This is a genomic window from bacterium (genome assembly GCA_026129405.1).
Classification (GTDB): domain Bacteria; phylum Desulfobacterota; class Binatia; order DP-6; family DP-6; genus JAHCID01.
In genome coordinates this window covers 502502-516948 of the sequence record JAHCID010000002.1, presented here as the reverse complement: position 1 = coordinate 516948, position 14447 = coordinate 502502, and the positions used below count along the sequence as shown (strand labels likewise).

Annotated in this window: 12 protein-coding genes; 5 read left to right on the top strand and 7 right to left on the bottom strand. The window is 74.5% G+C overall.

Translation table 11 applies throughout. The features are described from left to right. Positions 1–40: 40 nt before the first annotated feature. A complete protein-coding gene (locus KIT14_10695) occupies positions 41–1456 on the bottom strand; it encodes a sigma-54-dependent Fis family transcriptional regulator (protein MCW5891007.1) in 1416 nt (471 codons plus the stop codon). Then, positions 1453–3552 carry a hypothetical protein gene (locus KIT14_10690; GenBank protein MCW5891006.1) on the bottom strand — a complete coding sequence of 700 codons (2100 nt, stop codon included), beginning with the start codon at positions 3550–3552 and terminating at the stop codon, positions 1453–1455. The genes KIT14_10695 and KIT14_10690 overlap by 4 nt, the downstream gene beginning before the upstream one ends. Before the next feature lie 188 nt (positions 3553–3740). Here KIT14_10690 and KIT14_10685 point away from each other — a divergent pair, with 188 nt between their 5' ends. Then, positions 3741–4949, top strand: a complete 1209-nt coding sequence (locus tag KIT14_10685; GenBank protein ID MCW5891005.1) for an acyl-CoA dehydrogenase family protein — start codon at positions 3741–3743, stop codon at positions 4947–4949. Positions 4950–4961: 12 nt separating this feature from the next. Continuing rightward, a complete protein-coding gene (locus tag KIT14_10680) occupies positions 4962–6107 on the top strand; it encodes an acyl-CoA/acyl-ACP dehydrogenase (protein ID MCW5891004.1) in 1146 nt (381 codons plus the stop codon). Here the strand turns inward: KIT14_10680 and KIT14_10675 are convergent. Genes KIT14_10675 through ligD (KIT14_10665) form a run of 3 tightly spaced genes read right to left on the bottom strand, consistent with a single transcriptional unit; the run spans position 6104 to position 8727 of the window. Next, the gene (locus KIT14_10675; protein MCW5891003.1) at positions 6104–6778 is read right to left on the bottom strand and encodes a hypothetical protein; all 675 of its coding nucleotides are present in this window, start codon (positions 6776–6778) and stop codon (positions 6104–6106) included. The genes KIT14_10680 and KIT14_10675 overlap by 4 nt on opposite strands. Before the next feature lie 51 nt (positions 6779–6829). Further along, on the bottom strand, positions 6830–7738 hold the full coding sequence (gene ligD / locus KIT14_10670; GenBank protein ID MCW5891002.1) for a non-homologous end-joining DNA ligase: 909 nt from the start codon (positions 7736–7738) through the stop codon (positions 6830–6832). Then, positions 7735–8727, bottom strand: coding sequence for a non-homologous end-joining DNA ligase (gene ligD, locus KIT14_10665; protein ID MCW5891001.1), 993 nt, complete (start codon positions 8725–8727; stop codon positions 7735–7737). The genes ligD (KIT14_10670) and ligD (KIT14_10665) overlap by 4 nt, the downstream gene beginning before the upstream one ends. 8 nt (positions 8728–8735) lie before the next feature. Here ligD (KIT14_10665) and KIT14_10660 point away from each other — a divergent pair, with 8 nt between their 5' ends. The 3 genes from KIT14_10660 to KIT14_10650 all read left to right on the top strand — a co-directional run bounded on the left by KIT14_10660 (position 8736) and on the right by KIT14_10650 (position 11766). Then, complete coding sequence (locus KIT14_10660) at positions 8736–10499, top strand: DNA polymerase/3'-5' exonuclease PolX (protein MCW5891000.1); 1764 nt, start codon at positions 8736–8738, stop codon at positions 10497–10499. Positions 10500–10555: 56 nt separating this feature from the next. After that, positions 10556–11140, top strand: coding sequence for a hypothetical protein (locus tag KIT14_10655; protein ID MCW5890999.1), 585 nt, complete (start codon positions 10556–10558; stop codon positions 11138–11140). A 194-nt stretch (positions 11141–11334) separates the two neighbouring features. After that, the gene (locus KIT14_10650) at positions 11335–11766 is read left to right on the top strand and encodes a nuclear transport factor 2 family protein (GenBank protein MCW5890998.1); all 432 of its coding nucleotides are present in this window, start codon (positions 11335–11337) and stop codon (positions 11764–11766) included. Positions 11767–11777: 11 nt separating this feature from the next. On the opposite strand, the gene lpdA is transcribed toward KIT14_10650, so the two are convergent. After that, positions 11778–13193: a dihydrolipoyl dehydrogenase gene (gene lpdA, locus KIT14_10645; GenBank protein ID MCW5890997.1), complete on the bottom strand. Its 1416-nt coding sequence runs from the start codon at positions 13191–13193 to the stop codon at positions 11778–11780. Continuing rightward, the gene (locus KIT14_10640) at positions 13190–14386 is read right to left on the bottom strand and encodes a 2-oxo acid dehydrogenase subunit E2 (protein MCW5890996.1); all 1197 of its coding nucleotides are present in this window, start codon (positions 14384–14386) and stop codon (positions 13190–13192) included. Before KIT14_10640 ends, lpdA begins: the two co-directional genes overlap by 4 nt. Between the last annotated feature and the right edge of the window lie 61 nt (positions 14387–14447).

Below are 14447 nucleotides of genomic sequence, written 5' to 3'. Positions count from 1 at the left end.
CGGGACCGGCCGCCCGGCAGGGTCTGCCCGATGGGCAGATTCAGCCGCGCCGGCGGTACTGCTCGGCGTCGATGCCGTAGTCGGCCAGCTTCTGCTGGAGCTGCTGGCGATAGACGCCCATGTCTTCCGCCGCCTTCGAGATGTTGCCCTGATGGCGGGCCAGCGCGGCGCCGATGAAGTCGCGCTCGAAGCGTTCGACGACGCGCTGCTTGGCGTCGCGGAAGGTCGCGGACGCGCCGTCCGTCGCGGCCGGCTGCGCCGCGCCCTCGGCGTCGGGCGCCGCGCCGGCGAGCGTCCGCGGCAGATCGTCGAGCCCGATCGTCTCGCCGCCCGAGAGCGCGACCGCCTGCTCGAGTGCGTGCTCCAGCTCGCGGACGTTGCCGGGCCAGGCGTGCGCGCGCAGCGCCCGATAGGCCGCGGGGGCGAGCGTCGGCCGCGGCCGGCGCAACCGCGTCGCCGCCGCGTCGAGGAAGCGCTCGATGAGGAGCGGCAGGTCCTCGGGCCGCTCGCGCAGCGGCGGCAGGTTCACGGCCACGACGTGCAGGCGATAGAAGAGGTCCTCGCGGAACGTGCCGGCGCGCACGCGCGCCTCGAGATCCTGGTTCGTCGCTGCGAGCACACGCACGTCGACCTTGATGGTGCGGTTGCCGCCGACGCGCTCCAGCTCGCGCTCCTGCAGGACACGCAGGATCTTGGCCTGCGTCTCGAGCGGCATGTCGCCGACCTCGTCGAGCAGGAGGGTGCCGCCGTCGGCGACCTCGAACTTGCCCTCGCGCGCCGACACGGCCCCGGTGAAGGCGCCGCGCTCGTGACCGAACAGCTCGCTCTCGACCAGCTCGCGCGAGAAGGCGGCGCAGTTCACCTTCACGAAGGGCCGCTTCTGGCGCGGGCTGCGCCAATGGATGGCGTTGGCGACGAGCTCCTTGCCGGTGCCGCTCGGGCCGCGGATCAGCACGGTGAGGTCGGTGTCGGCGACCTTGCGGATGACGTCGAACACCCGCTGCATGGCGGCGCTCTTGCCGACGAGACGCTCGAAGCCGGTCGCCTCCGCCACCTGCTCGCGCAGGCGCGCGAGGTCGCGGCGCAGCGCCTGGCCCTCCAGCACGCGCTCGACGACGAGCACCAGCTCGTCGTTGTCGAACGGCTTCGGCAGGTAGTCGGCCGCGCCCGCCTTCATCGCCTCGACGGCCACCTTCTCCGACCCGTAGGCGGTGATCATCACGACGGCGGTCGCGCGGCCGCGCTCCTTCACCGCGCGCAGCACGTCCATGCCCGACTCGCCATGGCCGAGGCTCAGGTCGGTGACGACGAGATGGAACGACTCCGCGGCGATGGCGGCGCGCGCGTCCGCGAGCGAGGTCACGGCGGCGACGTCGTGGCCGCGACCGCGCAGGAGGCGCTGGATGGCGATGCCGATGGCGCGCTCGTCGTCGACGACGAGGATGCGTGCCGTCACGCCGCCACCACGCGCGACGCGGCCGGCAGCTCGACGGTGACGGTCGTCCCCCCCGCCGCTCCGGGCGCGAGCGCGATGCGCCCGCCGTGCGCGTCGATCGTGCGCCGCGCGATCGCCAGGCCGAGCCCCGTCCCCTGCGCCTTCTGCGAGAAGAACGGCTCGAACACGCGCGGCAGCGCGTCGGGCGCGACGCCCGTGCCGGTGTCGCCGACGCGCAGCACGACGCGGCTGCCGCCGTTCGCCGCCTGCACGGTGAGCCGGCGCGGCGCCGGCCCGCCGGCCATGGCGTCGACGGCGTTCTCGACGAGATTCACGAGCACCTGCCGCAGCTGCTCGCCGTCGCCGCGCACGGCGATGCCCGGCGCGAGGTCGCACACCACGCCGACGTCGGCCGCCTCGAGCCGCCCGCGCAGCCCGGCGAGCGTGCCGCGCACCAGGGCGGCGACGTCCACCGTCTCGGACGCCGGCTCGTCGGGCCGCGCGAAGCGCAGCAGCGCGGCGACGCGGCGCTCGACGCGCTCCAGCTCACCGAGGATCAGCGTCGCCAGCTCCGGCGCGTCGGCGGCGCCCGGCTCGCGGGCGAGCATCTGCGCGAGGCTCCGGGCCGCGGTCACGGGGTTGCGGATCTCGTGCGCGAGCGACGCGGCCGTCTCGCCGACGGCGGCCAGCTTCTCCGCCTGCGCCAGCGAGCGCTCGACGGCACGGGCGCGCCCGAGCAGCTCGGCACCGTCGAGGACGAGCGCCAGCTGGGCCGCGAAGCTCTCGACGGCCTCCACGTCGGCCGCGCCGAAGAACGCGCCGAGCGGGCCGGTCGTGATGAAGAGGTCGCCCCAGCGGCGTCGCGGGCTGACGATCGGCACGACGCCGGTGACGTCGGCGCCGACGAGCGCCAGCGCGATCGGCCGCGGCAGCTCCTCGAACGAGCCCGCGCCGTACACGCGCGTCGGCAGGAACGCGGCCGCCGCGCCGCGCGGCCAGACGTCGGCCACCGGCGCGATCGCGAGCGTGCCCTCGCACAGCGGCGCGCTGCCGTCGTCGAGGATCACCGCCGCGCCGCGCAGCTGGAGCACGCGGAACGACTCGGCCAGCGCGAGCCGCGTCGCCTCGCGGACGCCGAGCTCGGGGGCGAGCGTACGCACGAAGCCCTGGAGCTCGGCTCGCCGCCGGCGGCTGCGCCGGAAGAGCAGGTGCTCGAGCCCCGCCCGCACCCAGAGGTGGGCATGCCCGATCGCGACCACGATGAAGGCGACGGCGCCCACGTCGACGAGGATGCGCCCCCACGACGTCGGCACCCGCTCGCGGAGCAGCGGCCCGCCGACGTACGCGAGCGCCACCACGGCCCCCATCGACAGCGTCAGCAGGTAGAGCCGCACGACCTCGCCCAACGAGCGCATCACGAACGGGATCGCGAACGCGAAGCCGACGAGGGCGTCGAGGATCGCGATGCGCTCCTTCACGAGCGGCGACTCGCTGACCACCATCACCGCGAACAGCAGCGACAGGACGACGAGCGCCGCGCCCAGCACGACGACGTCCGAGCGCCGCGCCACGCCGAGCCCGCCGGGCCGCCAGCCGCCGTCCCGCGCGACGCGATGGATCTGGAGCAGCGCCAGGCCCAGGATCACGACGACGAACGCCACGAACACGAGCCGCGCGACGCGCCACAGCTCCGACGCCGGCTCCGCCGTCGCGCACACCACGGTGCAGAAGACCGCGACCGCGAGCGCGGAGCCGTAATTGACCAGCAGCCAGCGCCGGCTCGGCACCCGCACCTCGAGCGGGAAGTAGCGCGTCATGTGCCGGAAGGCGCTGGTCCCGAGGATGACGGCGACGTCGCGCAGGACGCCGAGGAGGCGCAGCCCCATGGGCTTCTCGGCCCGCATCTCCGGCGGGATCAGACCGAACGGGACGCCGCCCGCGTAGGCGACCGTCATCGAGACCGCGACCACGAGGCCGAGGAAGGGCAGCGCCCGCCGCTGCGGCCGCGCCCGCAGGCTCGAGCCGATGTCCCACGCGACCACCGCCCAGAGGAGGGCCACGGCGCCGTGCGCGGCGCCGGCGGTGATCAGCGAAGAGCAGAGGGGCGACGACTCCATCGGGCCTCGGGGGAGGTTCGCAAGGTCGATGCCAAGCGACCGCCACCTTCTAGGCCCACCGGGCGGAAGGATTCCAGGCCACCCGGCGGCAGCCGCATGGCGGCGCATGCAGCCGGTCGCATGCCCGGTCGGGCACCTGACCGGCGGCGCGTTGCCTCGCGGAGCCGATCGGGCAAGAACCCCCGCCCATGTCGGAGCGTCGCGACACTCCCGAGCAGGCCGAGTTCCGCCGGCATTGCCGCCGTTGGCTGGCCGAGAACAAGCCGGCCCCCCCGCCCTTCCGCATGCCCATCGCCGCCATCGAGGTGATGACCGAGGAGCAGCGCCGCTGGCTCTGCGCCTGGCAGAAGCAGTGCTACGACGCCGGCCTGGTCGGCTCCGACTACCCGAAGGAATACGGCGGCGGCGGCCACAAGGGCTTCCAGGCGATCGCCACCCAGGAGCTCGGCCGCGCGGGCGTGCCGTTCATGATCAACGTGATCGGCCTCGGCATGGCCGCACCGACGATCCTGAACCACGGCACCGAGGAGCAGAAGCGCCGCCTCCTGCCGCCGCTGCTGTCGGGCGACGAGATCTGGTGCCAGGGCTTCTCCGAGCCGAACGCCGGCAGCGACCTCGCCGGCGCGCAGGCGGCGGCGGTGCGCGACGGCGACCACTGGATCATCAACGGCCACAAGGTGTGGACGAGCCTGGCGCACTTCGCGAGCTGGATGATCATGCTCACCCGCACCAGCAGCGACGACAAGTACAAGGGGCTCACGTACTTCATCGTCCCGATCGCGAACACGCCCGGGGTCACCGTGCGGCCGCTCATCAAGATGACCGGCGAGACGGGCTTCAACGAGGTGCTGTTCGAGGACGTGCGCGTGCCGGACACGCTGCGCGTCGACGCGGTCGGCAAGGGCTGGACGGTGGCGATGACGACGCTCCTCTACGAGCGCGGCGCCGCCGAGGGCGCGGGCAGCGGCGGCGGCGCGTCGCTCGACGACCAGATAAAGGCGCTCGTCGCGCTCGCCAAGCGCACGCCGCGCGGCCCCGGCACGGCATGGGACGACGCGGTCGTCCGCGACAAGGTCGCCGCGCTCGCCGTACGCGCCGAAGGCCTGCGCCAGAACGGCCGCCGCGCCCGCGTCGAGGCGCTGTGCGACCATCCGATGCGACTTCCGCTGCAGCAGAAGGTGCTGGTGAGCGAGCTGCTCCAGGACATGGCGGGCGTCGGCGTCGAGATCGCCGGGCCGTGGTCGACGCTCTACTTCGGCGACCCGAACGCGCCCGACGCGGCGCACTGGCCGCACGCCCACATGAACTCGTACGGCTTCACGATCGCCGCCGGCTCGAACGAGATCCAGCGCAACATCCTGGGCGAGCGCGTGCTCGGTCTCGCCAAGAGCAAGTAAGGACGCACGACGATGGCACAGCCCAAGGATTTCGGCTTCGGCAGCGAGGAGCAGATGGTGCGCGACCAGGCGCGCAAGCTGCTGCGCGAGAAGGCGGGCATCGAGCGCCTCCGCGTGCTCGCCGCGAAGGATCACCACGCCGCCTACGAAGGCCCCGAGCCGCCCTGCGCGTGGGACGAGGCGCTCTGGGACGAGATGGTGGCGCTCGGCTGGACGGCGCTGTGGGTGCCCGAGTCGGCCGGCGGCGTCGGCATGAAGACCGTCGCCGTGACGGCGGTCGCCGAGGAGATCGGCCGCGCCGCCGCCCCCTCGCCGCTGCCGGCGACGCTGCAGGCGACCGCCGTGCTGCGCTGCGCGCCCGAGGAGAGCGCCAAGCCCTGGCTCGAGCAGATCGCGGGCGGCACCGCGGCGACGCTCGCCGTCGCCGGCCGGTCGGCGTCGTGGGAGCCGGGCGAGACGGACGTCACGGTCGCGGAGGACGGCACGCTGTCCGGCACCGCCTGCTTCGTGCAGGACGCCCGCAAAGCGGGGCTGTTCGTCGTCACCGCGAGGGACGCGTCGGGCGGCGTCGGCCTCTACGCCGTGCCGGCCGGCACGAACGGCGTGACGGTCGTGCCCGATCGCATCGTCGATCTGACGCGCGACCAGGCGCACGTCACCTTCGCGAAGGTGACGCCGGCGGGCACGATCGCCGCGCCGGGCGCGGGTGCGAAGGCGCTGGCCGACGCCGAGGCGTCGATCCTGGTGCTCGTCGCCGCCGACCTCTCTGGCGCCGCCGAGTGGGCGCTCCAGACCACCGCGGAATACGCTCGCGTGCGCACGCAGTTCGAGCACCCGATCGGCTTCTTCCAGGCGGTGAAGCACCCCATCGTCAACATGATGCTGGCCGTCGACCGCGCCCGCTCGGTGCTGTGGACCGCGGCCTGCGCGCTCGACACCGACCCTGCGTCGGCGCTGCGCGTCGCACGCATGGCCAAGTCGGCGGCGGCCGACGCGGCGGCGTTCTGCGCCGACCGCTCGGTGCAGCTCCACGGCGGCATCGGCTTCACCTGGGAGTGCGACGTCCACATCTGGTTCAAGCGCCTGCGCCACGGCCAGTTCCTGTGGGGCGACGGGCTGGTGCAGCGGCAGAAGATCGCGGCGGCGCTCGCGGCCTAACGGGCCGCGAGCCGTCCGCGGTCGAGCCCCGACCACTCGTCGTCGAGGCTCGACCAGGCGCTCATCGCGGAGACCTCCGCGATCTCGCCGAGCCGCGGATACTGCGGGTCGTCCGTGGACCACTGGCCACCGTCGCTCGGATAGTCGCCCTTCGGGATCTGCTCGACCGGCGCGCGCAGCCGGAGATCGACGCCGAAGTAGAGGCGGTCGCCCTCCTGGACGTCGAGCTTCCCCGCGTCCCAGTAGTCGCGCACCTGCGCCTCGTGCTTCTCGTCGAAGCCGTTGAAGAGGAAGCGGTTGGCGTTCTTCTCCACCACCTCGGCGAGCGACATGCCGATGCGGACGCCGCCCTTCCCGCGCCAGCGCGATTCCCTGTCGACCACCGTGATGGCGGCGAGGTGGCCCATCGGCTCCTCGTCGTAGAAGCGGACGTAGGCGCGCAGCGTGGGGTCGTTCGGGAAGAGGATCAGGCCCTTCTCGCCGTCGGGCAGCTCGCCGACGACGACGTTCGCGGCGCCGTAGCGCGTCTTCAGGTCCTCGACGGTGGTCTCCTCGGAGAACGTGCCGGGCAGGACGAGATCGGCGTCGGAGGGGGACGAGGACGTCCCGCCGCCGCACGCGGCGAGGGCGAGGAGAGCGAGCAGCGGCAGCCGGCGCCGGGTGATGGGCATGGCCACGTTGGCTAGCCCAGGCTGGCGGCCGCCGTCGAGACGTCGACCGGCTCATCGCTCCCGCGGCAGCCGCTGCCGCGTGCGGGCGTAGTCGGCCCACGGATCCGCCGCGAGCGCGCGCAGCCGGCGCCCGAGGTTCGCGACCGTGAAGCGGTCCGGCCGCATGCGCGGACCGAGCTCGTCCCAGGCGATCGGCGTCGACACCGGCGCGCCCGGCTTCGCGCGCGTCGAGTAGGCGGCGATCGAGGTTGCGCCGCGGACGTTGCGCAGATGGTCGATGAAGATGCGGCCGCGGCGCTTCGCCTTCGACATCGTCGCCACGAAGGCCTCGGGCGCCTCGCGCGCGAGGTCTTCGGCCACGCCGCGCGCGAAGGCGGCGCATGCCTCCCAGCTCGGGCCACGCCGGATCGGCGCCACCAGGTGCAGGCCCTTGCCGCCCGTCGTCTTGAGGAAGGTCTCGAGGCCGCGTGCCTGAAGCCGCGCGCGCAGGACGCGCGCGCCGGCGACCGTCGCCGTCCACGGCACGTCTTCGGCCGGATCGAGGTCGAAGACGATCCGATCCGGCTCCTCGAGGCGCTCGGCCACCGCGTTCCAGGTGTGGATCTCGAGGATGCCCATCTGCACCAGACCGACGAGCCCCGCGAGATCGTCGACGACGAGGTACTCGCCCAGCTTGTGCCGCTCCTGGATGCGTACGCGGCGCAGCACCTCGGGGGCCCAGGACCCCGTGTGCTTCTGATAGAAGCACGGCCCGCCGAGGCCATCCGGGCAGCGCACGAGCGACGTCGGCCGCGAGACTAGGTGCGGCAGGATCCAGTCGGCGATGCCGGCATAGAACTCCGCCAGCGCCCGCTTCGTGAGTCCCTGGCCGGGATACAGGACGCGGTCGGGGTGCGTCAGGCGCACGCCGGCGATCTCGAGGCCTGCGTCGCCGTCACGCGGTCCCGCGGCGGCGCTCATCGCCGCCTCCGGCTCGACGCGGGCGGCGGCGGCGCGCGCTCGCGCCCGATCGCCGTCGCCGGCTTGTCCTCGCGCAGACCGCGGAAGGTGGGATGGCGCAGCCGCCCGTCCGACGTCCACTCGGTGAAGCCGACCTCGACGACGAGGAGCGGCCGCACCCAGTGCGCGTGCGTCGCACCGGGCGGCCGCTCGAGAAACGGGCTGGCCGGGGCGCGGAGCCCGTCGAGCCGCTCGCGCAACGCCAGCGCCGCCGCCTGCATGAAGCCGGTCCCGACCTTGCCGGCATAGCGCAGCCGGCCGTCGGCGTCGTGCACGCCGAGCAGCAGCGCGCCGATGCCGGCGCGGCTCCCCTCCGGATCGGTGAAGCCGCCGACGACGAGCTCCTGCCCGTGCGCGCACTTCACCTTGAGCCACGTGCGCGTGCGACCGCCGACGTACGGCGCGTCGCGCCGCTTCGAGACGATGCCCTCGAGCCGCGCGCGGCACGCGGCCCGGAACGCCGCTTCGCCGCCGCCGACGACGTGCTCGCTGTAGCGCAGTGTCCCCGTGCGGCCGCCGCCGATCAGGGCGCGCAACGCCTGCTTGCGCGCCTCGAGCGGCACGCCGGTCAGGTCGATGCCGTCCCGATGGAGCAGGTCGAAGACGAAGTAGACGAGCGTCCCGCCGCCGGCCGCCGCGTTCTGGAGCGCGCCGAAGCTCGTGCGGCCGTCCGCGCCGACGACGGCGACCTCGCCGTCGAGCAGCGCGGCGGCGACCGGCAGCGCCGCCGCCGCACGCGCGACGGCGGGGAAGCGCTCCGTCCAATCCTTGCCGTTGCGGCTCGCGAGGGTGACGCGGCCGCGCGCGACGCGGCAGAGGATGCGATAGCCGTCGTACTTGCTCTCGTGGAGCCAGTCGTCGCCCGCCGGCGGCGCGGCGACGAGCGTCGCCAGCTGCGGCGTGATCGCGGCCGGCAGCGCGGCCCGCCGTTTCCCCGGCAGCGCCCTCACGGGACTTGATGCCGCGCGGGTTCGGCGTACGGAATGGGACGTTGCCACGCCGCGATCATACACGCGCGTCGCCGGTGCGAGAGTCCCAGGGCACGGCCGGCGCACCGAGCGCGCCCGCCGTGGCGGCCGCCCTGCGCGAGATGGGCGCGCTGCTCGCGCTGGAGAAGGGCAACTACTTCCGCGCCCGCGCCTTCACCCGCGCCGCCGACGTCGTCCTCCAGGTCCCCGGCGACCTCGCCGCGCTGGTCCTGGCCGGCCGGCTGACGGCGATCGCGGGCATCGGCGACACCATCGCCGCCGCCGTCGCGGAGCTGGTGACCACCGGGCGTCTCGCCGGCCTCGAGCGCCTGCGCAGCCGCTTCCCGCCCGGCACGGCCGAGCTGCGTGCCGTCCTGTCGCTGCGCCGCATCCGCACCGTGCACGACGCGCTCGGCGTCGCGTCGCTCGAGGCGCTGCGCGAGGCCTGCGAGAACGGGCGGCTGCGCGGCCTGCCCGGCTTCGGCGAGGCGACCGAGCGCGCCGTCTGCGCCCGGCTCGCGGCGCTCGCCGAGCGGGCACGCGGCGCGCTCCTGCCCGAGGCCGACGCCGAGGCCGCCCGCGTCCTCGCCCACCTGCGCGCGCATCCGGCCGCTGCACGCGTCGAGCTGGCGGGCACGCTGCGCCGGCGCGTCGAGCTGACCGAGCGTCTCGAGGTCGCGATCGCGACCCCGGCGCCCGACGCCGTCTGGCGGCACGCCGCCTCCCTGCCCGGCGCCGCAGCGATCGACGGCCCGGTGATCGTCCGGCCGGGGCTGCTCGACGTGGCCGTCCACGTGGCGTCACCCGAGCGCTTTGCCGCGACATGGATCGCCGCCACCGGCAGTCCACGCCACGTGGCCCGACTGCGGACGCGGGCGCAGGAGCGCCGGCTTCACCTCGACGGGCTCGTGGCCCCGTCGCAGCGCGAGGCCGACGTCTACGCACGGCTCGGGCTCGCAGACGTCGCGCCCGAGCTGCGCGAGGACGCCGGCGAGATCGAGGCGGCCGCCGCGGGGACGCGGGCGGACGCGCTGCTGCGTCACGACGCCCTGCGCGGCGCCGTGCACTGCCACACCGATTGGTCGGACGGCCGCGACACGATCGAGGCCATGGCCCGCGCCGCGGACGCGCTGGGCCTCGACTACCTCACCATCACCGACCATTCGGCGAGCGCCGGCTACGCCGGCGGGCTCGACGCCGACCGGCTGCGCCGCCAGGGCGATGCGATCGCCGCCGTCCAGGAGCGCGTGCGGGTGCGCCTGCTGCGCGGCACCGAGAGCGACATCCTGCGCGACGGCGCGCTCGACTTCTCCGACCCGGTCCTGGCGCAGCTCGACGTCGTGATCGCGAGCGTCCACGACCGCCACGGGCTCGACGCCGCCGGGATGACCCGGCGCCTCGTGCGCGCCATGCGCCATCCCGTGTTCAAGATCTGGGGACACGCGCTCGGCCGCTACGTGCGCAGCCGGCCGCCGTTCGCGGTCGACCTCGACGCGGTGCTCGACGCTGCCGCCGAGTCGCGCGTCGCCATCGAGGTGAACGGCGATCCGCACCGGCTCGACCTCGCGCCCGAGGGCATCCGCAAGGCGCGCGCCCGCGGCCTGCGCTTCGTCGTCTCGGCCGACGCCCACTCCACGCGCGCGCTCGCGAACGCGCGCTACGGCGTCGACATGGCCCGCCGCGGCGGCCTCGGCGCGGCCGACGTCCTCAACACCCTCCCCGCCGGCGCCTTCGCCGCGGCCGTCCGCCCGTGACGCCGCCGCGCGTGTTCCTGCTGTCGCCTGCGTCCTGCCGCGGCGCGCGCGCCCGCCTGCTCTTCGGCGATCGGGCGCGGTCCGAGCTGGCGACCGCGGTGCGCGCGCCCGCCGGCGCCGCCCTCGGCGAGGTGTTCAGCTTCCTCTCCGGGCTCTACTTCCGCGGCAAGCTCCACTACGCCACGGCGTTCGCACGGCCGCCCCGTCCGCTGCCGGGTGTGCTCGTGATCACCGCCACCGACGGCCTGCGCCCCCCGCAGAGCCGCGTCACCCTGGACGTGCTGCGCGGCTGGGCCGACGTCCCCATCGACGCCGCCGAGCCGCGCTACGCCGCACCGTTGCGGCGCGACCTCGAGACGCTCGTCCGGCGGCTCGACCCGCACCCCGAGACCGAGGTGGTGCTGCTCGGCAGCGTCGCCAGCGACAAGTACGCCGCCGTGCTCGCGCCCCTCCTGGGCGATCGGCTGCTGTTCCCGTCGGACTTCGTGGGGCGCGGCGACATGAGCCGCGGCGGGCTGCTGCTGCGCTGCACGCGCGAGGTGCGCGAGCTGGCGTACGTGCCGCTCGCGGGGACGGTGCGCCGCGGGACGCGCCCGCTGCGGCTGGACGGACGCCCGTCGTCGTCCCCACGTCGCCGGTAGCGGGCGCGTGCCCGCGCGCGAGCCGCTCGCGGACACGACGACCTCACCGCGCATCGACCTCGGCATGGAGGCGGGCAGATCGCCGCCCTGTTTCCCATCCTTGGACCACCGGCTACGGTGCGCGATGCATGCTCCCCGCCCGACCCGTCGGCGCCATCACGCTGGCGATCGTCCCCGCCCTCACGGAGGCCTCCATGGCTGACACGCCCCACGACGAAACCTCGAACAAGGCGCTGGTCACCGCCGCCTTCGACCGCTGGCGCGAGCGCACGGGCAGCCCGTTCGAGCTGCTCGACGCCGACGCCTCGTGGACCATCGTCGGCTCGTCGCCGCTCTCGAAGACCTACACGAGAAAGGACTTCCTCGAGCAGGTGATCGGCCCGTTCAACGCCCGCGTCTCCGTGCCCCTGAAGCCCACCGTGCGCGGCGTCTGGGCGGACGGCGACATGGTGATCATCCTGTTCGACGGCGTCGCCACCGCGAGCGACGGGCAGGAGTACCGCAACACCTACACCTGGTACTTCCGCATGCGGGAGGGACGCGTGGTCGAGGCCACGGCGTTCTTCGACACGCGCACCTTCGACGACCTGTGGACGCGCGTGACGCCGCACCCGCCGGCGTCCTGAGCCCGGGGCGCCTACCGGCGCTTGTGGACGTGGACGCTCAGGCCGAACACCGCGTCCGCCGCCTCCATGAGCGTCTCGGAGAGGGTCGGATGCGGGTGCACGCTGAGCGCCAGGTCCTCCGCCGTCGCGCCCATCTCGATCGCGAGCACGGCTTCGGCGATGAGATCGCCGGCGCCGTGGCCGACGATCGCCACGCCGAGCAGCCGCTTGGTCTCCGGGTCGACCACGAGCTTGGTCAGGCCGTCGGGGCGCGCCAGCGTGAGGGCGCGCCCCGACGCCGCCCACGGAAAGCGCGCGACGCTGACCGGCCGCCCGTCGCGCTTCGCCTGCTCCTCGGTGAGCCCGCACCAGGCGAGCTCCGGATCCGTGAACACCACCGCCGGAATCGCCTGCGGCTCGAACGCCGCGTGCCGCCCGGCGACCGCCGCCGCGGCGGTGAGCCCCTCGTGCGTCGCCTTGTGCGCCAGCATCGGCTCGCCCGCGACGTCGCCGATGGCGAAGACGTGCGGCTCGGCGGTGCGGCGCTGCGCGTCGACCTCGATGAAGCCCTTCTCGTCGATGCGCACCTTCGTGTGCCGCAATCCGAGGCCGCTCGAGTTGGGCTTGCGGCCGGTGGCGACGAGCAGGCGGTCGAACGTCCGCTCGGGCCGATCGACCTTGCCCTCGAGCGTCACCTGGCACTCGGTCTCGGCGAGGCGGACCTTCGTCACCTTCGTCTCCAGCAGCACGGCCTCGAGCCGCGGCTCGAGCCGCTTCACCAGCACGCGCACGAGGTCGCGGTCGACGCCGGGGAGCAGCGTCGGCGTCATCTCCACGAGGGTCACGCGGGAGCCGAGCGCCGCGTAGACGGACGCCAGCTCGAGGCCGATGTAGCCGCCGCCCACGACGAGGAGCCGCGGTGGCACGTCGGGCAGGTCGAGCGCCTCCGACGAGTTCATGACCAGCGGCGACTCCGTGTCGAGGATGGGCAGCCACGCCGGGCGCGAGCCGGTGGCGACGATGCAGTGCTCGAAGCGCAGGCGCGTGCGCTCGCCGCTGACCGGCGTGATCTCCAGCGTCGAGCCGTCGAGGAACGTGCCGCGGCCGCGGAGGCGCTTCACGCCGCGGCTCTGCGCCAGCTTGCCGAGGCCGCCCGTGAGCGTGCGTACGACGCCGTCCTTCCAGCCGCGCAGCCGCGCGACGTCGATCGCGGGCGGGGCGAAGGCGACGCCGCGCTCGGCGGCGTCCTTCGCTTCCTCGATGAGCGCCGCCTGATGCAGCAGCGCCTTCGACGGGATGCAGCCGCGGAACAGACAGACGCCGCCCGGCTCGGGCTCGGGATCGACCAGCGTCACGTCGACGCCGAGATCGGCGGCGCGGAAGGCCGCGGCGTAACCGCCCGGTCCCGCACCGAGCACGACGAGGCCGGCCTTGTCGGGCGTGCTCACTGCCCCCCCTCGAGGTCGAGCAGGAAGGGCTCTTCGAGCGCCTCGCACGTCCAGCGCAGGAAGCGGGCCGCGTCGGCGCCGTCGATGACGCGATGGTCGTACGACAGCGACAGCGGCAGCACCTGGCACGGGACGAACTGCTCGTCCTTCCATAGCGGGCGCACGCTGCCGCGCGACACGCCGAGGATGGCGACCTGGGGCGGGTTGACGATCGGGTTGAACGCCACGCCGCCGATGCCGCCGAGGTTCGTGATCGTGAAGGTCGCGCCCTGCATCATGTCGGGCTTGATGTTGCGGCTGCGCGCCGCCTCGGACACCTCGGCCAGCGCCTTCGCGAGCGCGACGATGTTCTTCTTGTCGGCGTCGCGGATGACGGGCACGAGCAGCCCGCGCTCGGTATCGACCGCCACGCCGATGTGGACGTACTTCTTGTGGATGATGCGGTTCCCCGCCATGTCGACGCTGGCGTTGAACTGCGGGAAGCGGCGCAGCGCCCCGGCGACCACGTGCAGCAGGATGGCGGTCCAGGTGAGGCTGCCGCCGGCCTCCTTCACGCGCGCCGCGTAGCGCTTGCGCAGCCCTTCGAGCTGCGTGATGTCGGCCTCGTCATGGTGCGTGACGGTGGGGATCTCGACCCAGGCGCGCGCCATGTTCTCGGCGGTCCTGCGGCGGATCTTCGACATCTCCTCGATCTCGATCTCGCCCCACCGGGAGAAGTCGGGCAGGGGCTCGGACACAGGGAAGCCGCTCGCTGCGGCGGGCGCCTTCGCGGACGGGCGCGCGGCCTTCTCCGCGGCCTTCTCCCGGAAGCTGCGCACCTCGGCCGCGGTGACGCGCGGGTCGCCGGTCGCGGCGACGACGTCCGCGAGACGGACGCCGAGCTCGCGCGCGAGGCGGCGGACCGAGGGCGCGGCGGCGATGGCGTCGGCGGGGACGGCCCTGGCCGCGGGCGCCGGCTCGGCGGCACGCGCGGCTGCGGCCTTCTGTCGCGCGGCGCCGGCCGCCGCGCGGGCGGCTCGGGCCGCGTCCCGCTCCCGCCGTCGGCGCCCGCGTTCCTCTGCACCGGCTGCGCGGCGCGGCCGGGCGCTTCGCTTCGGGCGCGGGCGAGCGCGCCGGCGCGGGCGCCTCCTCCGCCTCGGCCGGTGGTGTATCCGGCTCGCTCGGTGCGGCCTTCGGCGCAGGCGCAGGCGCAGGCGCCGCCGCCGCCCCCGACTCGCCGTCCGACAGCCGGAGCACCGCCTGCCCGACGCGCAC

What these genes read in the sequence shown, in the direction of transcription:
- KIT14_10685 (MCW5891005.1), top strand. Translation starts at nt 3,741, where the DNA reads ATGTCGGAGCGTCGCGACACTCCCGAGCAGGCCGAGTTCCGCCGGCAT.
- KIT14_10690 (MCW5891006.1), bottom strand. Translation starts at nt 3,552, where the DNA reads ATGGAGTCGTCGCCCCTCTGCTCTTCGCTGATCACCGCCGGCGCCGCG.
- ligD (MCW5891002.1), bottom strand. Translation starts at nt 7,738, where the DNA reads ATGAGCGCCGCCGCGGGACCGCGTGACGGCGACGCAGGCCTCGAGATC.
- KIT14_10660 (MCW5891000.1), top strand. Translation starts at nt 8,736, where the DNA reads ATGCCGCGCGGGTTCGGCGTACGGAATGGGACGTTGCCACGCCGCGAT.
- KIT14_10675 (MCW5891003.1), bottom strand. Translation starts at nt 6,778, where the DNA reads ATGCCCATCACCCGGCGCCGGCTGCCGCTGCTCGCTCTCCTCGCCCTC.
- KIT14_10680 (MCW5891004.1), top strand. Translation starts at nt 4,962, where the DNA reads ATGGCACAGCCCAAGGATTTCGGCTTCGGCAGCGAGGAGCAGATGGTG.
- KIT14_10650 (MCW5890998.1), top strand. Translation starts at nt 11,335, where the DNA reads ATGGCTGACACGCCCCACGACGAAACCTCGAACAAGGCGCTGGTCACC.